This is a genomic window from Pseudomonadales bacterium, assembly GCA_024234615.1.
Taxonomy (GTDB): Bacteria; Pseudomonadota; Gammaproteobacteria; order Pseudomonadales; family IMCC2047; genus JAJFKB01.
In genome coordinates this window covers 1,572,588-1,590,925 of record JACKNY010000001.1, presented here as the reverse complement: position 1 = coordinate 1,590,925, position 18,338 = coordinate 1,572,588, and the positions used below count along the sequence as shown (strand labels likewise).

Genomic DNA, 18,338 nt, shown 5'->3' with positions numbered 1-18,338 from the left:
GGTGGTTAGAATAATGACTTACAATATGTCCCCAAAAATAAAACAACGGCTGGCTCAACCACAGCGGCTTTTAATCGATGGTCAATGGTTATTAGCCTCAGATGGTAATTCCAGTGCTGTTTATAATCCTTCTTCAGGGGAGGTTATTGGCAACGCCGCAAGTGCTACCGTCGCCGATACGGAACATGCGGTCGCCGCTGCTCGCCGTAGTTTTGATACTGGCGCCTGGACGGGTTTAACCCCTGCGCAACGGGGTAAAATTTTGTGGCGAATAGGGGATCTGTTGGAACAATACGGTGATGAAATTGCTGAGCTGGAAATGCTTGATGCAGGAAAACCCTTTAATGGTACGCGTCATGGCGAAATTCCCTTCGCCGCTGATTGCTTTCGCTATTACGCAGGCTGGTGCACCAAAATTGAAGGAACCACTAAACAGCTTTCCACGGTGCCCAACCAGGACTTCCATATTTATACGCGTCGCGAACCGATTGGCGTAGCCGCCTTGATTGTGCCCTGGAATGGGCCATTGGTGCAGGCGGCGTGGAAAATTGCTCCCGCTTTGGCGGCAGGCTGTAGCTGTGTGGTAAAACCCGCCACACAGACGCCCTTATCCACTGTGCGTTTAGGAGAGCTTATGATTGAAGCGGGAGTGCCCGCTGGGGTCATTAATATACTCCTGGGTAGTGGCTCCACCATCGGTCAATTGCTCGCCGAGCATTCTGATGTGGATAAGGTTTCGTTTACCGGTTCCACTGCTGTCGGAAAGCGTATTATTGACGCTGCCAAAGGGAACCTGAAGAAGGTTTCTCTAGAATTAGGCGGCAAGTCGCCGGTGATTATTTATGAAGATGCCAACCTCGATGAGGCAATTGCAGGAGCTGCTCAAGCCATTTTTTCCCATGCCGGACAAGTCTGTGTCGCTGGCTCCCGGCTGTACGTGCATGAAAGTATTTATCAGAAGGTCGTGGAGGGCATCGCGGATATCGCCAGTAAAATGAAAGTAGGGCCGGCTACGGAGCCTGGCTTTGATATGGGGCCCTTGATATCAAAAGGACACCTTAATGGCGTCTTTCAAATGATTGAAACGGGCCGGAAAGAGGGAGCACGAGTTGCTGCGGGTGGACAATTGCTGGAAGGGCGAGGTGGTTATTTTATGGCACCGACGGTCCTGGCCGATACGAGCCACGGGATGAGCGTCGTCAACGAAGAAATTTTTGGCCCGGTGCTGGTAGTGATGCCCTTCAAAGATATGGATGAGGTCATAACCATGGCTAACGATTCGCAATATGGGTTGGCAGCCAGCATCTGGACGCAGGATATTAGTAAGGCCCATAAAACGGCCGCAGCGATTAAAGCGGGTATTCTTTGGATTAACTGTCATGCTATCCCTGATATGGCGGTTCCCTTCGGTGGCTATAAACAGTCAGGCTGGGGTCGTGAAAATGGCTACGAAGCGTTGCTGCAATATACGGAACTCAAGTCTGTGATTGCAAAACTATGAAAATAACATCATTAGAGGCCATACTGAAAAGTGCATATCCGGTAATGCCCGTAATAGTTATCGATGAGCTAAAATCGGCAATACCTTTGGCGCAGACCCTAGTCAACGCAGGTGTAAAGGTACTGGAGATTACTTTACGCACCGAATGTGCGCTTATGGCAATCGAACAAATCAAGACTGCTCTGCCAGAATTGATAGTAGGCGCCGGGACATATACCGAAATCAATCAACTTTCGGCCGTCATCAAGGCAGGTGGTGATTTCGTCGTAAGCCCCGGGATTCATCCAAAACTACTTGATGCTGCTCAGCAGAATGAGATGCCCATTTTACCTGGCGTAATGACGCCTTCGGATATCTTGCTCGCTATTGAATATGGCTTGAATGTTGTCAAATTATTCCCCGCAGCAAGCGCTGGTGGGGTGGACTACTTAAAGGATTTGCAAGGACCGTTCCCAAAATTAAAGTTTTGCCCGACAGGTGGTATCAATAGTAAGAATTACTCTGCCTACCTGGCGCTAGATAATGTGATCTGTGTGGGTGGCAGTTGGTTAGCCCCGTCTAGCTGGATTAAGCAACAGCGCTGGAAAGAGATTGGGCAAATGGCAAAATTAATTGTTGCTGAGTAAGAAATGAAAACGCCCGACATGTAATAGCATGTCGGGCGTTTGGTTTTGTATCTAGATTTTATTAGCTAGCGATTTCAATTAATTTTGAGACTCCAGAAACGCCGGTTAAGCCATCCCAATTATCCTGTCTACCTTCTCGCCACCCCATCAGCCATTGTTGTTTTTCCGGATCTTGATGAAGTGGGCAAGAATCTTTTGCTTTTCCGTGTATTCCGGCTTGATAACCTTTTTTATAGGCACGAATAGTCGTATCTCGTTTCTGTGTCTTCATAGGTGTTGCCTCTTGTTGATTGGAGAAGTTACCTTTGTAGAGTCTGTGTTATGCGATATGTTTCTATCTTTTAAGGTTAAGGGTGTCAGGGAATTGAAGAGTGGTATTAACCAAACTACCAGCTTTTAAGTAAAGCCAAATTAACCAGCATTGTCGACTAATAATTTCTTATATAAGCATGCCTTTTTATATGAATTAGTCATGCCAGCTAACCGATTGATAAATAACAAAAATAATATTGTGCGGCGCATATATAAAATAGATAGTTACAGTTGACAGTTAATGTATAGAGTACAAATAAGTTTGTAACTTAATGATTTATTTATATATGAAAAAATAAATAGGATTGCCCTTAAAGTTGGCTATGGGTGTTCAGATGGAATAGTTCAATATCAACTTAAAAAGCACATTAAAAACGGCTGCGGCTGTACTCCACTGAGCTTGACTGGCACAATTGTTGGTAAATTTTGTCATAGCAGTTAGTGCTGAATATAAAGGTTTATACGTAATAATTGCTAACCCATTGGCAGCGAGCAGGTGACTATTAAAATGGTAGAGTTAGTACAGCAGTTAGTTAATATTGTTGGTGAAAATGCCGTGTTGACTGGCGATCAAGTATCGAGCCGCAACACGAGTTATTGGGATTCTTCACCGATGCGTGCCAAAGTCTTGGTTCGTCCTAAAAGTACTGAAGAAGTGAGTGCGGTCTTAAAACTTTGCCATGAAAATGTTCAAACGGTGGTTACTCATGGGGGGCTGACTGGTACGGTTGAGGGCGCCAAGGCGACTGAGCAAGATATTGTGTTATCGCTAGAGCGCATGAACCAAATCGAACATATCGATCCGTTGAGTCGGGTGGCTACGGTACAAGCGGGCTGTGTACTGCAAACCTTTCAAGAAGCCGTCGAGAAGCATGGTCTGTTATTTCCGCTTGACCTAGGTGCGCGAGGTTCCTGCACAGTCGGAGGCAATGTCGCTACCAATGCCGGAGGCATTAATGTTATTCGTTATGGGGTGATGCGTGATCTGGTCTTAGGCCTCGAAGTGGTGCTGGCTGATGGTACAGTGCTATCTTCCATGAATAAAATGATCAAAAATAACGCCGGTTACGATTTAAAGCAGCTCTTTATTGGCTCAGAAGGCACTCTGGGTGTGGTAACCCGCATTAATGTTAAACTTAAGGAGCTGCCGGTTAGCGCCAATAGCGCACTAGTGGCGATGGATAGCTTCGAGCAGGTTGCTGACCTGCTTAAATACCTCGACAAATCCTTCGGTGGTCATTTAACCTCTTACGAGGTCATGTGGGGTAACTATTTTCGCTGTGTGACAGAGCCGGGGTGGCATGAAGCACCGCTTTCGCGAGACTATCATTTTTATGTCGTATTGGAAGCAGAAGGCGTTTCCCCAGAGCATGATAATATTGAGTTTGCACGGATCATGGAGGAAGCTTTCGAAAACCAATTAATGGTGGATGCGGTGATCCCCAAGTCAAAATCGGAAAGGGACAGGGTTTGGGCAATCCGAGAAGATTTTGAAGCAATGCTCCAGCACAGCCCTAAGTTCGTTTATGACGTCAGTTTGCCGATTAAGGATATGGATCAGTACGTCAAAGGACTGGAAGAGGCATTTGCGCAACGTTGGCCAGAACATTATTTTTATGCGCTGGGACATATTGGCGATGGAAACCTACACTTCTTCGTCTCACCGCAAAATCAAAATGATATAGATTTACACCACCAAGTGAATCAGATTGTGTATCAACCGTTAGCAGCCCTGGGTGGTTCAGTTTCAGCGGAGCATGGTATTGGCCTGGAAAAGCGGGCTTATTTGGATATCGCCCGTAACACAACGGAAATTGAGCTAATGAAAACTATCAAGCGTACCCTTGACCCTAAAAACTTGTTAAACCCAGGAAAGATTTTTTCAGTTTAAGCGCTTGGTTGCGCTCGGGTTTTCGCAGAAACAGTATCAATTTTCATAAATTTATGATTAAATTTACGCTTAAATTACACATTGACGCGTTATGGCTAGGCAGCGCAGAAGCATTGTCATTCCTATCGTTACGCTGAAATGCTAAAATGTTAAGCCCATTTTGTAGCAGGAAGAGCATCAGCCACGATCAAATGATTGTTGTTTGTTGCAGAATAATGAAGCGAAATTCATGAACCAATTTACACACCTAGATGAGCAGGGCAAGGCGCAGATGGTGGATGTCGGGGACAAGCCAGAAACCATGCGAGTTGCTGTGGCTGAAGCCTTTGTGCGGATGCAGCCGGAAACACTTAGGGCAATTTTAGAAGGTGGTCACAAAAAAGGCGATGTATTTGCCACAGCCCGCATTGCCGGCATCCAGGCGGCAAAAAGATGTTGGGAACTAATTCCACTTTGTCATCCTCTTATGCTGACATCTGTTAAAGTCGTTCTAGAAGCTGTCCCCGAAGAATCAAAAGTTCGGGTTGAGGCCACCTGTAAAGTAAACGGGCCAACGGGAGTCGAAATGGAGGCACTAACTGCGGCCTCTGTTACCGCCCTGACAATTTATGATATGTGCAAAGCGGTAGATCGTGGCATGATTATCGAACAGGTACGCTTATTAGAAAAGAAAGGTGGTAAATCCGGCCACTGGCAAGCGCAGGAGGTATAGCGCTTCATGATTAAAATTCTTTATTTTGCACGCTTACGCGATCAGCTTTCATGTGCAAATGAAAGTTATGAACTGTCCACAAATGAAAGTTCCGTTGCTGAAATCAAACAACAGATCGCCTCACGCGGGGAACCCTGGACGGAGGTGATGCAGGATGCAAACTTGTTGGTCGCGGTTAACCAGGTTATTGCGACGCCTTCGACGCGAGTGAAGGCTGGTGACGAGCTGGGCTTTTTCCCTCCGGTCACGGGCGGTTAATCCCTATGATCAGCATCCAGCAGGAAGACTTCAGCCTAGTTGTTGAGTATGAAAAACTAAAAGCTGACGCACCCAAGATTGGAGCCATTGTCACTTTTACCGGTTTAGTACGAGATTTGAATGACGATGAAGAGGTAACGGGTCTGTTTCTGGAACACTATCCTGGTATGACCGAGAAGGTATTGGCGCAACTGATCGAAGACGCCAAACAACGCTGGCCGATTCTTAACGCTCGTATTATCCATCGGGTCGGGGCATTAAAAGCGTCTGATCAAATTGTTTTTGTAGGCGTTAACAGTGAACATCGCGAAGCCGCTTTTGCTGCCTGCGAATTTTTGATGGATTTCTTAAAAACTAAAGCACCATTTTGGAAAAGAGAACAGAGAGAAAGTGGTGATACCTGGGTGGATGCTAAAACCACTGATCAAGAGAGAGCAACACGTTGGCACAGTTAATCGATCGTTTTGGTAGAGAAGTAACCTATTTGCGCATGTCGGTCACAGACCGCTGTGATTTTCGTTGTGTCTACTGTATGTCAGAACACATGACGTTCCTGCCACGTGCTCAGGTGCTGACCTTGGAAGAGCTAGCTTTTATTGGCGAGACCTTTGTTGAACTGGGCGTTAAAAAAATACGTTTAACGGGTGGTGAACCGCTAGTCAGACATAACGTAGAACAGTTGTTTGATCACCTCGGTGCGTTGGCAGGCCTCAACGAACTCACCTTTACCACCAACGGTTCTCACCTAGCCCAGTACGCAGAGCGCCTTAAAAATGCGGGCGTGAAACGAATCAATATTAGTCTGGATAGCTTAAAACCGACACTTTTCAAAGAATTGACACGCATTGGCGAATTGAGTCAAGTTCTGGCTGGCATTGAAAAGGCCCGAGAAGTTGGTTTTCAGCGAATCAAACTGAACGCCGTTATTTTAAGTGGGCGTAACGATAATGAAGTGTTAGATTTATTACGTTTTGCATTGGAACGAGGCATAGATATTTCCTATATCGAAGAAATGCCGCTAGGCGCCATCACTGAGCATAGCCGTAGTGAGGCGTTCTGTTCTAGCCAAGTTCTACGCGACCGAATCAGTCAGGAATTTGAGTTATTGCCTACTAGCGAAAATACCGGCGGGCCCTCAAAATATTGGCGTATTCCCGGTTATGATTCCAGAGTGGGTTTTATATCGCCGCATAGCGAAAATTTTTGTAGCACCTGCAATCGAGTACGTCTGACAGTGGAAGGGCGTTTGCTGCTCTGTTTGGGGAATGAACACTCCATCGACCTACGTTCTGTTATTCGGAGTCATCCCGGTGATAAAGAAAAACTTATCGAAGCCATTATGCAAGGCATGAGCATTAAGCCAGAAAGACATTATTTTGAATTAGATAATGATCCACAAATTTTGCGTTTTATGAATACTACCGGTGGTTAAAATAGAACTCACACTAATTATTCAAACAATAAAAAATGAGGAAATAATATGAGCGACCACGTTTATAAAAAAATTGATGTCGTTGGGTCGTCCAAAGTCAGCGTCGAGGATGCAATTCAAAGTGCTGTCAAAAAAGCATCCCAAACGATTGATCATGTAGAGTGGTTCGAGGTTGATGAAATTCGCGGGCATGTAGTTGATGGTGAAGTCGGACACTATCAGGTTGTTATGAAAATCGGATTTCGGTTGGACGATTAGTAACGCTCAATATTGTCAATATTTGCCATGAAGGGTAGGCCTCAAAGCATAAGGATCTCATAGAGGCAATGGTAGCAACAGCTCACTCAGAAGCTGAGAGAATTTGATGATGGAATGTTGAATCGGGCTGAAGCAACTATTGCTTCAATATTGCTCCAACCCTTGAATCGAGTAAATGCCTAGGGATTTTGCAGTTTGTATATCACGCTTCGAGCAATAGAATTGGCATATTCTTCAGCGTTTTCATAGTTCTTCTTTTGTGCGTAGGCGACCAAGTCAGCGACCATTTTTCGAGTTTCGGCAACTTCGGCATGGGTTCTGCCACAGCCTTCACAGTTGGTGCCTTGGTCGGTGCATTTTCCGTTACAGGGACTAAATATCATGGGCTTTCCTCTCTTTAATTAATTAATCCGAAGACAGAACCCGAACCATCAAGCAAACAGTAATAGAAGACTATTCGGATTCATAAAGTGCGCGAATTATAAATAGCACAAGTTGCCAATAGCAAAGCCTAATCGGGACAGCCGTGACCAGGATCAATCAATTGTTGATTATTCGCGTATTTACCTTCACGTTACCTGCTCGAAAAATTTTAAATATTAAACATCTAGTTATGTAAGATCAGTAAGCGTGCTGTTATCCTTAACATTTGCCAAATTTACATTGGGATTGGTCAATGTTTTCAGAAAAACAGCGTGGTAAGCCTTCTCACCCCGGCAAAGGTAAAGGTCTTGCGCGAAAATATAATCGTGGTAGGCAGGTCGATACTGCGGCATTGAACGAGGTAAAAGCTCTCCTCGCTGATCGCTCACGACAAAGAGACTTGTTAATCGAACACCTCCACCTGATTCAGGATAAGTATCACCATATTTCAGCGCGCCATCTTGCCGCGCTCGCTTTGGAAATGAACATACCACTGGCCGAGGCATACGAAGTGGCAACCTTCTATGCTCATTTTGATATAGTTAAAGAAGATGAGCCTGTACCACCCGCTATCACGATTCGGGTCTGTGATAGCTTGAGCTGTGAGCTGCAAGGTGCAGCTGACCTACAGCAAGCGTTAAAGCAATGCGTGGATCCGAAGCAGGTTCGCGTGGTGCGTGCTCCCTGTATGGGACGCTGTGATACCGCGCCGGTCGCCGAAATTGGACATCGGCATATTGATCTGGCAACAGCCGATAAGGTAATGGCAGGGGTTTCTGCTAAAGACTTTTCGCCTAAAATCCCCGTCTATCAAAGCTATCAGGAGTATCTTGATAAGGGTGGTTACCAGATTTATAAAGATTGCCTGAATGGTAAAAAAACCTACGAACAGCTGAATAGCATTTTGGCAGAATCCGGTTTGCGTGGGCTTGGCGGCGCCGGCTTTCCCACTGCCACCAAATGGAGCTTTGTCCGTAAGGAAGCAAAACCTAGGTTGTTGGCAGTCAACGCCGATGAGGGTGAGCCAGGCACCTTTAAAGATCGCTATTACCTGGAGCGCAAGCCTCACCAATTTCTCGAAGGTATGCTGATCAGTGCGTGGGCGGTTGAAGCGGAAACAATCTATATCTACTTGCGCGATGAATACCCGGCGATACGAGAGATATTACTCAAAGAAATTGCGCTGCTTGAAACCGAACAACTGATCACTCCAGGATATATTCGCTTGCGACGTGGAGCTGGCGCCTATATCTGCGGCGAGGAATCCGCCATGATCGAATCGATTGAAGGCAAGCGAGGTTATCCGCGGCAACGGCCACCCTACGTCGCACAGGTTGGCCTGTTTAACCGGCCAACTCTGGTGAATAATGTGGAAACACTTTATTGGCTGCAGCCGATTTTAGAGCAAGGCCCGGAATTGTTGACCAAAGAAGGGCGTCATGGGCGCACCGGGTTACGTAGTTTTTCAGTTTCAGGACGTGTGCAAAAACCCGGTGTCAAACTGGCTCCGGCCGGCATCACCATGAAAGAGCTGATCGATGAATACTGTGGTGGCATGGCACCAGGGCATCAATTCAAAGGCTATTTGCCCGGAGGGCCATCCGGCGGCATTTTGCCCGCGCATATGGATAATATTCCGTTAGACTTTGGCACTCTCGAAGAGTACGGCTGCTTGATTGGTTCGGCGGCGATTGTGGTGCTTTCCAACCAAGATAAAATCCGTGATGTCACCCTTAATTTACTGCGCTTTTTCGAGGATGAAAGCTGCGGCCAATGTACACCCTGTCGAGTTGGCACTGAAAAAACCGCGCAATTACTGGAACAGGATACCTGGGATGTCGAACGTCTAAACCAACTGAAGCAGGTCATGTGTGATGCCTCAATTTGTGGTCTGGGGCAGGCCGCGTCGAACCCGGTGAGTACGGCATTGAAGTACTTTAACGACGAGATTATTACAAGGGGTTAAGCAATGGACGAAGCACGCGAAACCATTTCCTTTACCTTGGATGGTAAGCCAGTGGAAGCGCTGGTGGGAGAGAGCATTTGGCAGGTTGCCAGCCGTCACCAGGAGCATATTCCACATCTTTGTTACTCTCCTGAGCCGGATTATGAAGCGAACGGTAACTGTCGCGCCTGTATGGTAGAAATTGCAGGAGAGCGTACTCTGGTGGCGTCCTGTATGCGTAAACCTACTGCGGGAATGAAAGTGAAAAGTGCCTCCTCCGAACGCGCCCAGCAGTCTCGCAAGTTAGTGCTTGAATTGTTACTGAGCGATCACCCTGTTCGAAACCAAGCACATGACAAAAACGCTAAAATTTGGCATTGGGCCGAACAATTGTCAGCGCGACCAGGACGTTTCCCGGCTAAAGCGAAAATTAAACCCGATACCAGTCATGCTGCCATTGCGGTGCATATGGATTCCTGTATTAGCTGCCAACTCTGTTTGCAAGCCTGTCGCGACGTTCAGGTTAATGATGTCATTGGCTTAGCACAGCGTGGTGCACGTACGGAAATCGTCTTTGATTTTGCCGATCCTATGGGGCAGAGCACCTGCGTTTCCTGTGGCGAATGTGTACAGGCTTGTCCAACGGGCGCCTTAACGCCTGCGAAAACACTGGACAGCTCCGGAGTAGGTATATTTGAGCCAGAGCAGAAACCCGATCGCCAGGTGAGTAGTGTTTGCCCCTATTGTGGCGTCGGCTGTCAGCTCACCTATAACATCAAGGACGACAAGATTCTTTACGTCGAAGGCGCGAATGGCCCCGCTAATAAAAATCGACTGTGCGTGAAAGGGCGCTTTGGTTTTGACTATATCGACCATCCAGATCGTATCACCACGCCGTTAATCCGCAAGCAAGGCAAAGTAAAAATAGCCAATGACGAATTTGACCCGGAGAACCCCTATACCCATTTTCGAAAAGCCAGTTGGGAGGAGGCTTTAGCTGTTGCCTCGCAGGGTCTTTTGTCTATTCGAGATAATGCGGGAGGCTCAGCATTGGCAGGCTTTGGCTCAGCAAAATGCTCCAATGAAGAAGCCTACCTGTTCCAGAAGTTAATACGCACTGGTTTTAGAACCAATAATGTCGATCACTGTACTCGACTTTGTCATGCTTCATCGGTTGCTGCATTACTTGAAGGTGTTGGATCCGGCGCGGTTTCTGCTTCCTTTATGGAGGCAGACAATGCTGAAGTCATCGTTGTCATCGGCTGCAACCCGGCCTCCAACCACCCTGTTGCAGCAACCTTTTTTAAACGTGCGGCCAAGCGCGGCGCCAAACTGATTATTATTGATCCGCGCGGGCAAGTGTTGAAACCTTATGCGACGCACATGTTGCAATTTAACCCCGGCAGTGATGTCAGTTTGCTGAATGCCATGATGCATGTGATTGTCGAAGAGAAACTGTATAAGCAAGATTATCTTGATCAGATGGCTATTGGCTTTGATAAGCTCAAGCAACACCTGCGTGAATATCGGCCTGAAGAGATGGCCGCCATTTGCGGGATTGATGCTAATACGATTCGTGAAGTCGCCCGGCTTTACGCTAAAAGTAGCGCGGCAATTATCTTTTGGGGTATGGGCGTTTCTCAGCACATACATGGCACCGACAATGTCCGTTGCTTAATTTCCTTAGCCTTAATGACCGGGCAGATCGGCCGACCTGGAACCGGCCTACACCCGCTGCGCGGTCAAAATAACGTCCAGGGTGCGTCCGATGCCGGTTTGATTCCGATGATGTATCCAGACTATCAGAAGGTTTGCAGTGAGCAGGCTCAAACTAAATTTGAGCAGCTCTGGCAAACCGAATTGAATCCGCAACCCGGCTTAACCGTAGTCGAAATTATGGATGCCGCTGCACAGGGTAAAATCAAAGGCATGTACATCATGGGCGAAAACCCGGCCATGTCTGACCCCGATATTAATCACGCCAGGGCTTCGCTGGCGGGTCTTCAGCACTTGGTGGTACAGGATTTGTTTTTAACCGAAACGGCAGTCTATGCAGATGTGATTTTGCCCGCCTCAGCCTGGCCGGAAAAAAGCGGTACGGTGACCAACACCAACCGTCAGGTACAGATGGGACGGCAGGCCGTGCCGCTACCGGGTGAGGCTAAGCACGATTGGTGGATCATTCAACGGATCGCTCAAGGCATGGGGTTAGATTGGCATTATCAGGGCCCACAGGAGGTTTTCGAGGAAATGCATCAAGCCATGCATTCGCTGAGCAACATTAGCTGGAGTCGCCTGCTCAGTGAGAATAGCGTGATGTATCCCTGTCATGCGCCGGATCAGCCGGGTCAGGACGTCGTTTTTACCGATAAATTTCCAACTGAATCGGGCAAGGCCACAATCGTACCCGCAGCCATAGTCCCGCCTGACGAGCAACCTGACAAAGACTATCCAATGATTCTTTCGACCGGCCGGTTATTGGAGCATTGGCATACCGGTTCAATGACTCGGCGTTCAGATGCTTTGGATGACCTGGAGCCGGAAGCCATTATTACAATGAATTCCAGAGATATGCGTAAGATGGGTATTCAGGCGGGCGACCATGTCCGTGTATCAACCCGACGCGGCGCCATTAACGTGAAGGTGCGACAAGATTCCGATGTTGCCGAAGGGTTGTTATTTATGCCGTTTTGCTTTTCCGAAAGTGCTGCCAATTTTTTAACCAATCCAAAACTGGACCCTTTTGGTAAAATTCCCGAGTTTAAATACTGTGCCGCTAAAATCGAAAAAATGCCGGTGACGGAGCTCTAGCGGGTTATGATGCTCGAAGATATAAGGCCGATAGTCGGCGTGGTCATGGCGGGAGGATTATCACGGCGGATGGGCGGCGGCGATAAGTGTCAGCTCATGCTAAAAGATAAAACCCTGTTAACCCGAGTGATTGAGCGCGCCAGCCCGCAAGTCGATACCTTAGTGCTCAATGTGAATGGTGACTCAAATCGCTTTCAATCCTACCGATTACCTATGGTTGCAGACAGCGTAGAAGGTTACGCCGGGCCGCTTGCCGGCATTTTAACCGGCATGAAATGGGCAAAAGAAAATTCTCCCGATTGCCAGTGGCTAGCCAGTTTCGCAAGCGACACACCTTTTTTTCCGCTGGATTTGGTCGAACGTTTAGCCCAAGCAATAACGGATCAAAAAGCTGAGCTAGCCTGCGCTAAGAGTGGCGGTCAAAAACACCCTGTGTTTGGCTTGTGGCCCATCCGTTTATATGAGGATTTACATCGTGCGCTGGTGGAAGAGGAGCTGCGAAAAATGGGGGCTTGGTTAGATCGCCACCGCTGCGCTGAGGTGATTTACGAGACGGAGCCCTTCGATCCATTTTTCAATTTGAATAGGCCAGAGGATCTAGCACAAGCAAAGAGGTTAGTTTAGTGGTGGCAGAGGGGAATAGTTCTTTTCTAGAGATAGTATTATCACTTTTTCAATGGCACAGTCAGCTGTGGGATATGATATTAATATCTTTACGCATTAGCCTAGTTTCACTGGCGATCGCGGCTTTCATCGGACTGCCGTTAGGTGGTATGTTAGCGGTGAAACGATTTCCTCAAAGACCTGCGCTACAGCGATTGCTTAACGCTTTTTGCGGACTACCTGCAATGATGGTTAGTCTGGTCATTTATTTGCTGCTGTCCCGGCTTGGTTCCTATGGGATTTTTGGCCTACTTTACCAACCAACCGCGATCATTATTGCACTATCTATTCTCATTACGCCCATTATCATGGCGCTATCCATCGAGCACATAGAATCCGAGTGGAAACGCTTGCAACCACAACTACGCTCCTGGCGAATGAATGCACAGCAAGCGTTGCCTACTTTATTTTGGCGTGCGCGGATAGCGCTGATAACGGTAATTTTGGTCGGATTTGGGCGAACGACAACAGATATCGCGCTAGTCTTGCTGGTCGGCGGTAGTCTGGAATTTTTAATCCCGGCAATGTCAGCGCCAGTTCCCTTTATCATCAATCAGAGCCATTTGCCGTTAGCTCTCGTTCTAGGGCTGATTTTTTTATTAATATCCCTTGTGACAATTGTTCTTGCGCGTCTTGCAAGTCCAAACAGGATCGGCATCTTTCAACACTAGTAGACGCTTTGCCCGAGCAGTATAACTTTCCGGTTGGCTCTGGTGCCAAACGATTACCAAGATAGACTTTAAATGCAACGGTGTTTTGGCCTTTGCGTAGCGGAGTTAATGTATAATGAGGTCTGTTCTTGTTAATGCTCAATAGCTAAGTTTCTTCCAGGTAAGTTCTATTCCGCGAGTAAAAAGACTTTATGAAAAAAGTATTCGGTATTACGGGTTGGAAGAATTCCGGTAAGACCACCTTGGTGGTGAAGCTGGTTGAGCACTTCAGCGCGCAAGGGTTAAAGGTCGCTACCATCAAACATGCGCATCATGATTTTGATATCGATATTCCAAATACCGACAGCTACAAGCACCGTAAGGCAGGTGCCGCAGAGGTTATCGTCACCTCTGATCTGCGTTGGGCCTTAATTCATGAACTTGAGGGCAAGCGAGAGCCCAGTTTAACGGAACTGATTGAGAAGTTAAGCGACGATGTCGATTTGATTCTGGTCGAGGGCTATAAGATCGAACAGCACCCGAAAATTCAGGTTATTAGAACTGAAAATGAGAAATCAAATCAGCCGATGCCTGATAATATTCCCAGCATCGTTGCATTTGCAGCAGACCAAAAACTCGACCCTCTCAAATACGGCAGAGACTGTCCTTTACTGGATTTAAACGATACTTCACAAATTGCGGATTTTATTTTGCGGTATTTAGAGTCTGCCTAAAAATAACCACTTGATTAGAGGTAAGCATAATGGACAAACAAACACAGATTGAACTTGAAGCGGCGGCGTTTCGGCGTCTTGTTCAACATCTTGACGAACGTAAGGATGTACAAAATATTGACCTAATGAATTTGTCGGGCTTTTGCCGAAATTGTCTTAGCAAATGGTATCTTGCTGCGGCGCAGGAAAAAGGGCTGACCATGGATTACGACCAAGCCCGCGAAGCTATTTACGGCATGCCGTATGAGCAATGGAAGGCAAAATATCAAACCCCTGCGAGTGTGGATCAGCTGGAACAGCTGCAACACAATCACGATTAGTGTAGAGGAATGGCAATGATCCAGGTTAGCGGTCTATTTATTTATCCCGTCAAAGGGTTGCGTGGCACCACGCTCAATCAGGCGACCCTAACCCCAAGGGGGTTGGCCTATGATCGTCACTGGATGGTCGTGATGCCGAATGGACGGATGGTGACACAACGCCAAAAACCGATGTTAGCCACGCTGGTGCCGAGCATAACTGCAGACGGCTTAACCATTTCAGCGCCGGGGCATGAGCCGCTTCATATTACCGCCGAAGGAGCCAAATTAGAAAGCACCGAAGTCAGTGTCTGGCGTGATCAGTTTGTTGCCCTTGATGAGGGTGAAGCGGCGTCAGGTTGGTTAACGGAAGTACTGCAATCGAATTATCCGTTACGGCTGGTCAGAATGGACGACAACGTGTTGAGACCACAATCGAATCCTGGTTTGCTGGGTGAACACTGCTCAACACAGTTTGCGGATGCGGCACCATTTTTAGTCACTAATGAAAACTCACTTGCTGATCTCAATGAAAATCTACTCCGACAAGGACACCAGACCATCGGTATTGAGCGATTTCGCCCAAATATTTTGCTCAGTGGTATGGGTAAATACGAAGAGTACTCGAAAGCCTCACTGCAAGAGGAAGGTGGGCGCTATTCAATCAGACTATGCTATCCGAGCGAGCGCTGCGTGGTGGTCAATACGGATCAAATTAGCGGCAGCGTTAACAAGGAGTCGCAACAGCCGCTGAATACACTCAAAGAATTAAATACGGCTCCCGCTCTTAAGGGCGCCTATTTTGGACAGAACTCGGTGCTAGAGCGGGGGCAGAACAAGCTAATAAAGATAGGCGACCGGTTATTGCTGCTAAACGAGTAAATTATTTGTCTTTTTTAGCAAACTGAGTCGGGTCGAGAAACATTAACTTTTGTCCGATAACGCCTGCTGCTTGTTGTACAACACCGAGCACCAGGATGTTTACCTGCCCATCGTTTTCGACAAAGCCTGGAATATGGAACACCAATTCACCGTTATCTTCGTTGGTGAAAATATTAAGGTCTTCTTTTTTGTTGATCTTGTCAGCGATGCGCTTAACCATTACCTCAAGTGCAGCACGAAACGCGCTGTAATTTATTTTGCCGACAAACTCAGTTTTATCCAGACTCAGCTTACCTTGAATTTCCTGGCCGTTGGCTATTTTCATCACATAAAGCGAACAGGTTTTACCCTTTTCCAGCTCTTTGAATATTTGCTTGGACTGATCTCTGGCGGTTTCAAAAAAGGTCTTATACAGCGCTTGTGCGGAGATCGAAAGGAGTTGTTCGGGTTTTAACGATACAGATGCTTTGCTTGTCATAGCGCAAGAGTTTCCATGGCACAGTTTAATTCGCGGCCAAGTATAGAGCTTTCTCCAATGGCTGACCAGCGTTCAACAACCCGCTATAACATACAATCGAGTAGCTTGGACTGCTACTCATCCGAGGCATGATGATGCCGAGGCGAAATCAACTCAAAATTTATTGGCTCATTTATTAAGTTAGTAAAAAATATTTGCTATGATTTACGCCTTCGCATCGGAAGCTAGATAATTCTATAAAAATAATGAGTTTTCCTAATGTTAAAATTCACCTGTAAATACCTGACCTTCTCATCTTTAACGCTATTACCAAGCCTGGCGTGCGCAGAATCAATAGATAGTTTAAATTCGGGTAATAGCGCTTGGATTCTCACCGCTACAGCACTGGTGTTATTTATGACGATACCAGGTTTATCGATGTTTTATGGCGGATTAGTACGCTCTAAAAACGTGCTGAGCGTTTTAATGCAGTGTTTTGCAATTACTTGTCTCGTATCAATCCTTTGGTTTGTCTGTGTATATAGCCTTGCCTTCAGCGAAGGTAGTGGGCTTATTGGTGGTTTTGACAAATGGTTCTTGCAAGGCGTATCTGTCAACGCCATGAGTGGCGATATACCTGAATCTACTTTCTCTATGTTTCAGCTCACATTTGCGATTATAACGCCAGCTCTGATCGTGGGTGGGTTTGCGGAAAGAATGCGATTTTCTGCAGTACTTGTTTTTTCGGCCCTGTGGGTCATTTTGGTTTATGCCCCTGTCGCTCATTGGGTCTGGGGTGGCGGTTGGCTAGGACAGCTGGGGCTATTGGATTTCGCCGGTGGAACCGTGGTGCATATTACCGCAGGCGTGGCGGCAATTGTGACGGCAGTAGTGCTCGGAAATCGCAATGGTTTCCCTACCCAGGCAATGCCGCCACACAATATGACCATGACCGTCATGGGCGCAGGTATGCTCTGGGTTGGTTGGTTTGGCTTCAACGGAGGCAGCGCTCTTGCCGCCAATGGTAACGCCGGAATGGCCATGTTAGTTACTCATATCTCCGCTTCCGCTGGTGCGCTTACCTGGATGTTCGCCGAGTGGGTTCGGTTCGGCAAGCCTAGCGCTTTGGGCATTGTTACTGGCATGGTGGCTGGACTCGGCACTATTACCCCTGCATCCGGTTATGTTGGTCCGGCGGGCGCTCTAATTATTGGTTTAACTGCCGGATTCGTTTGCTTTATTGCAACCATCTGGATTAAGAGGGTATTAAAGATTGACGACTCCCTCGATGTTTTTCCAGTACACGGTGTTGGTGGTATTCTGGGTACGCTGTTTGCCGGTTTTTTCGCGTCAGATCAATTGGGTATTTTTAGTGGCCAAGGCTTCGCTGAAGGTATGAGCATGAGTAAGCAGCTTGGAGTGCAGGCAATTGGGGTTATATCAACACTGTTCTATACCGCTGTAGTTACCGTCGTTATTTTAAAACTGATGGCGCTCGTTATGCCGCTACGTGTGAGTGGTGAAGAGGAAAGGGAAGGTTTGGATTTAGTTTTGCACAATGAACGTGGTTACGATTTATAGGGTGCTTTGCATAAAGAATTTCAAATCATAAGCAATTAACAATAGCCTGGATATTTCCGGGCTTTTTGTTGATTAGTTCAAACTTATCTATTGCGTTCAATTTAGGAAACCGAATGCTGAATAGCCAGGTCCTGTTCACCGTCGATCCAACGTACTAACGAGTGCCACTGAATTGAATCTTTTTGCGCGCTTTTATGGGATAGTTCCTGAACGCCTAGGCCTTCTTCCGCAGCACGCACATAGTTTTGGGTATCTCTCAAGCTTGTTAGAAAGGGGATATTGAGATCTTCTAAAAATTTTTGCAACTTAGCGTAGGCTTTAGTGTTTTTTCTGACGCGATTACCCAGCACAGCAATTCTACGATCAAGACGCCTAAATTCCGAGTCCTTCATTAAGCTTTCAAGAAACTGAGTTGCAGCGCGTATATCTATTGCCGAGGCTAACACGGGAATCAAGATAGTATCCGCCTCTTTGATCAATTTCGACGCGGTAATGGTGTCAAGGCGGGCGGGGGTATCAACAACAACGCGGGTGGTCCCCTGCGGAACATTCAGCTGCCAGGTTCGGGTCATTTGGCCTTTATGTTGATAAGCAGAAATACTATGAATTGATGGCATGTGGGCAGGTCTTGCCTCCAGCCAACAGGTACTGGAAGCCTGGGGGTCATAATCAACTAACGCTGTTATTTGATTCTCTGTAGCAAATTGGCAGGCTAAGTTGGTTGCTATAGTCGTTTTTCCGCAACCACCTTTGGCATTTAAAATAAGAACTCTATGTGCTTTTGTATTTTTGATTATTCTCATAGTGAATGAATCTTTATAATGAGTTAAAGCATCCTTATTTTCAAAATTCCCTCTAGTAAGATGAGCTGCTAACTATTAACCTTAGGCTCATTTGTAGTAG

General features: G+C 46.8%; 20 protein-coding genes. 16 read left to right on the top strand and 4 right to left on the bottom strand.

All coding sequences use genetic code 11. From position 1 onward, the window contains the following. Window positions 1-13: 13 nt before the first annotated feature. Both H6995_07300 and eda read left to right on the top strand, forming a co-directional pair. Window positions 14-1,501 carry an aldehyde dehydrogenase family protein gene (locus H6995_07300; GenBank protein MCP5214796.1) on the top strand — a complete coding sequence of 496 codons (1,488 nt, stop codon included), beginning with the start codon at window positions 14-16 and terminating at the stop codon, window positions 1,499-1,501. Next, window positions 1,498-2,127 carry a bifunctional 4-hydroxy-2-oxoglutarate aldolase/2-dehydro-3-deoxy-phosphogluconate aldolase gene (gene eda, locus H6995_07295; GenBank protein ID MCP5214795.1) on the top strand — a complete coding sequence of 210 codons (630 nt, stop codon included), beginning with the start codon at window positions 1,498-1,500 and terminating at the stop codon, window positions 2,125-2,127. Before H6995_07300 ends, eda begins: the two co-directional genes overlap by 4 nt. 61 nt (window positions 2,128-2,188) lie before the next feature. Here eda and H6995_07290 read toward each other — a convergent pair whose 3' ends face one another. After that, on the bottom strand, window positions 2,189-2,398 hold the full coding sequence (locus tag H6995_07290; GenBank protein MCP5214794.1) for a ribosome modulation factor: 210 nt from the start codon (window positions 2,396-2,398) through the stop codon (window positions 2,189-2,191). Between the two features lie 549 nt (window positions 2,399-2,947). Between H6995_07290 and H6995_07285 the strand changes: the two genes are divergently transcribed. From H6995_07285 to H6995_07260, 6 genes are all read left to right on the top strand, one after another. After that, on the top strand, window positions 2,948-4,330 hold the full coding sequence (locus H6995_07285; protein ID MCP5214793.1) for an FAD-binding oxidoreductase: 1,383 nt from the start codon (window positions 2,948-2,950) through the stop codon (window positions 4,328-4,330). Between the two features lie 229 nt (window positions 4,331-4,559). Next, window positions 4,560-5,042 (top strand): cyclic pyranopterin monophosphate synthase MoaC, encoded by a 483-nt coding sequence (gene moaC, locus H6995_07280; protein MCP5214792.1) that lies wholly within the window; start codon window positions 4,560-4,562, stop codon window positions 5,040-5,042. A gap of 6 nt (window positions 5,043-5,048) precedes the next feature. Then, window positions 5,049-5,300, top strand: a complete 252-nt coding sequence (moaD, locus tag H6995_07275; protein MCP5214791.1) for a molybdopterin converting factor subunit 1 — start codon at window positions 5,049-5,051, stop codon at window positions 5,298-5,300. Between the two features lie 5 nt (window positions 5,301-5,305). Continuing rightward, window positions 5,306-5,755: a molybdopterin synthase catalytic subunit MoaE gene (gene moaE, locus H6995_07270; GenBank protein MCP5214790.1), complete on the top strand. Its 450-nt coding sequence runs from the start codon at window positions 5,306-5,308 to the stop codon at window positions 5,753-5,755. Between the two features lie 35 nt (window positions 5,756-5,790). Further along, window positions 5,791-6,732, top strand: coding sequence for a GTP 3',8-cyclase MoaA (moaA, locus tag H6995_07265; GenBank protein ID MCP5214789.1), 942 nt, complete (start codon window positions 5,791-5,793; stop codon window positions 6,730-6,732). Window positions 6,733-6,780: 48 nt separating this feature from the next. After that, the gene (locus H6995_07260) at window positions 6,781-6,990 is read left to right on the top strand and encodes a dodecin family protein (protein MCP5214788.1); all 210 of its coding nucleotides are present in this window, start codon (window positions 6,781-6,783) and stop codon (window positions 6,988-6,990) included. Window positions 6,991-7,169: 179 nt separating this feature from the next. Here H6995_07260 and H6995_07255 read toward each other — a convergent pair whose 3' ends face one another. After that, complete coding sequence (locus tag H6995_07255) at window positions 7,170-7,373, bottom strand: DUF1289 domain-containing protein (GenBank protein MCP5214787.1); 204 nt, start codon at window positions 7,371-7,373, stop codon at window positions 7,170-7,172. 293 nt (window positions 7,374-7,666) lie between these two features. Here H6995_07255 and H6995_07250 point away from each other — a divergent pair, with 293 nt between their 5' ends. From H6995_07250 to H6995_07220, 7 genes are all read left to right on the top strand, one after another. Further along, on the top strand, window positions 7,667-9,379 hold the full coding sequence (locus H6995_07250; protein ID MCP5214786.1) for an NAD(P)H-dependent oxidoreductase subunit E: 1,713 nt from the start codon (window positions 7,667-7,669) through the stop codon (window positions 9,377-9,379). A 3-nt stretch (window positions 9,380-9,382) separates the two neighbouring features. Next, window positions 9,383-12,169, top strand: a complete 2,787-nt coding sequence (gene fdhF, locus H6995_07245; protein MCP5214785.1) for a formate dehydrogenase subunit alpha — start codon at window positions 9,383-9,385, stop codon at window positions 12,167-12,169. Between the two features lie 9 nt (window positions 12,170-12,178). Next, window positions 12,179-12,793, top strand: a complete 615-nt coding sequence (gene mobA, locus H6995_07240) for a molybdenum cofactor guanylyltransferase MobA (GenBank protein MCP5214784.1) — start codon at window positions 12,179-12,181, stop codon at window positions 12,791-12,793. A 74-nt stretch (window positions 12,794-12,867) separates the two neighbouring features. Continuing rightward, window positions 12,868-13,503 carry an ABC transporter permease gene (locus H6995_07235; GenBank protein MCP5214783.1) on the top strand — a complete coding sequence of 212 codons (636 nt, stop codon included), beginning with the start codon at window positions 12,868-12,870 and terminating at the stop codon, window positions 13,501-13,503. A gap of 191 nt (window positions 13,504-13,694) precedes the next feature. Further along, a complete protein-coding gene (gene mobB, locus H6995_07230) occupies window positions 13,695-14,216 on the top strand; it encodes a molybdopterin-guanine dinucleotide biosynthesis protein B (protein MCP5214782.1) in 522 nt (173 codons plus the stop codon). A 29-nt stretch (window positions 14,217-14,245) separates the two neighbouring features. Then, entirely contained in the window at window positions 14,246-14,536 is a 291-nt protein-coding gene (locus H6995_07225; protein ID MCP5214781.1) for a DUF1244 domain-containing protein, read from the top strand. Between the two features lie 15 nt (window positions 14,537-14,551). After that, on the top strand, window positions 14,552-15,397 hold the full coding sequence (locus H6995_07220; GenBank protein MCP5214780.1) for an MOSC N-terminal beta barrel domain-containing protein: 846 nt from the start codon (window positions 14,552-14,554) through the stop codon (window positions 15,395-15,397). A 1-nt stretch (window position 15,398) separates the two neighbouring features. Here H6995_07220 and H6995_07215 read toward each other — a convergent pair whose 3' ends face one another. Beyond that, window positions 15,399-15,875, bottom strand: coding sequence for a hypothetical protein (locus H6995_07215; GenBank protein ID MCP5214779.1), 477 nt, complete (start codon window positions 15,873-15,875; stop codon window positions 15,399-15,401). A 258-nt stretch (window positions 15,876-16,133) separates the two neighbouring features. On the opposite strand from H6995_07215, the gene H6995_07210 reads away from it, so the two are divergent. Beyond that, the gene (locus tag H6995_07210) at window positions 16,134-17,435 is read left to right on the top strand and encodes an ammonium transporter (GenBank protein MCP5214778.1); all 1,302 of its coding nucleotides are present in this window, start codon (window positions 16,134-16,136) and stop codon (window positions 17,433-17,435) included. Window positions 17,436-17,536: 101 nt separating this feature from the next. On the opposite strand, the gene H6995_07205 is transcribed toward H6995_07210, so the two are convergent. Then, window positions 17,537-18,238, bottom strand: coding sequence for an AAA family ATPase (locus H6995_07205; protein ID MCP5214777.1), 702 nt, complete (start codon window positions 18,236-18,238; stop codon window positions 17,537-17,539). Window positions 18,239-18,338 lie beyond the last annotated feature (100 nt).

Excerpts from the sequence above, each read along its gene's own strand:
- H6995_07285 (MCP5214793.1), top strand. The coding sequence starts at position 2,948 with ATGGTAGAGTTAGTACAGCAGTTAGTTAATATTGTTGGTGAAAATGCC.
- moaD (MCP5214791.1), top strand. The coding sequence starts at position 5,049 with ATGATTAAAATTCTTTATTTTGCACGCTTACGCGATCAGCTTTCATGT.
- H6995_07210 (MCP5214778.1), top strand. The coding sequence starts at position 16,134 with ATGTTAAAATTCACCTGTAAATACCTGACCTTCTCATCTTTAACGCTA.
- H6995_07290 (MCP5214794.1), bottom strand. The coding sequence starts at position 2,398 with ATGAAGACACAGAAACGAGATACGACTATTCGTGCCTATAAAAAAGGT.
- fdhF (MCP5214785.1), top strand. The coding sequence starts at position 9,383 with ATGGACGAAGCACGCGAAACCATTTCCTTTACCTTGGATGGTAAGCCA.
- H6995_07205 (MCP5214777.1), bottom strand. The coding sequence starts at position 18,238 with ATGAGAATAATCAAAAATACAAAAGCACATAGAGTTCTTATTTTAAAT.
- eda (MCP5214795.1), top strand. The coding sequence starts at position 1,498 with ATGAAAATAACATCATTAGAGGCCATACTGAAAAGTGCATATCCGGTA.
- moaC (MCP5214792.1), top strand. The coding sequence starts at position 4,560 with ATGAACCAATTTACACACCTAGATGAGCAGGGCAAGGCGCAGATGGTG.
- H6995_07220 (MCP5214780.1), top strand. The coding sequence starts at position 14,552 with ATGATCCAGGTTAGCGGTCTATTTATTTATCCCGTCAAAGGGTTGCGT.
- mobA (MCP5214784.1), top strand. The coding sequence starts at position 12,179 with ATGCTCGAAGATATAAGGCCGATAGTCGGCGTGGTCATGGCGGGAGGA.
- mobB (MCP5214782.1), top strand. The coding sequence starts at position 13,695 with ATGAAAAAAGTATTCGGTATTACGGGTTGGAAGAATTCCGGTAAGACC.
- H6995_07225 (MCP5214781.1), top strand. The coding sequence starts at position 14,246 with ATGGACAAACAAACACAGATTGAACTTGAAGCGGCGGCGTTTCGGCGT.
- H6995_07300 (MCP5214796.1), top strand. The coding sequence starts at position 14 with ATGACTTACAATATGTCCCCAAAAATAAAACAACGGCTGGCTCAACCA.
- H6995_07235 (MCP5214783.1), top strand. The coding sequence starts at position 12,868 with ATGATATTAATATCTTTACGCATTAGCCTAGTTTCACTGGCGATCGCG.
- H6995_07260 (MCP5214788.1), top strand. The coding sequence starts at position 6,781 with ATGAGCGACCACGTTTATAAAAAAATTGATGTCGTTGGGTCGTCCAAA.
- H6995_07255 (MCP5214787.1), bottom strand. The coding sequence starts at position 7,373 with ATGATATTTAGTCCCTGTAACGGAAAATGCACCGACCAAGGCACCAAC.
- H6995_07250 (MCP5214786.1), top strand. The coding sequence starts at position 7,667 with ATGTTTTCAGAAAAACAGCGTGGTAAGCCTTCTCACCCCGGCAAAGGT.
- H6995_07215 (MCP5214779.1), bottom strand. The coding sequence starts at position 15,875 with ATGACAAGCAAAGCATCTGTATCGTTAAAACCCGAACAACTCCTTTCG.
- moaA (MCP5214789.1), top strand. The coding sequence starts at position 5,791 with ATGTCGGTCACAGACCGCTGTGATTTTCGTTGTGTCTACTGTATGTCA.
- moaE (MCP5214790.1), top strand. The coding sequence starts at position 5,306 with ATGATCAGCATCCAGCAGGAAGACTTCAGCCTAGTTGTTGAGTATGAA.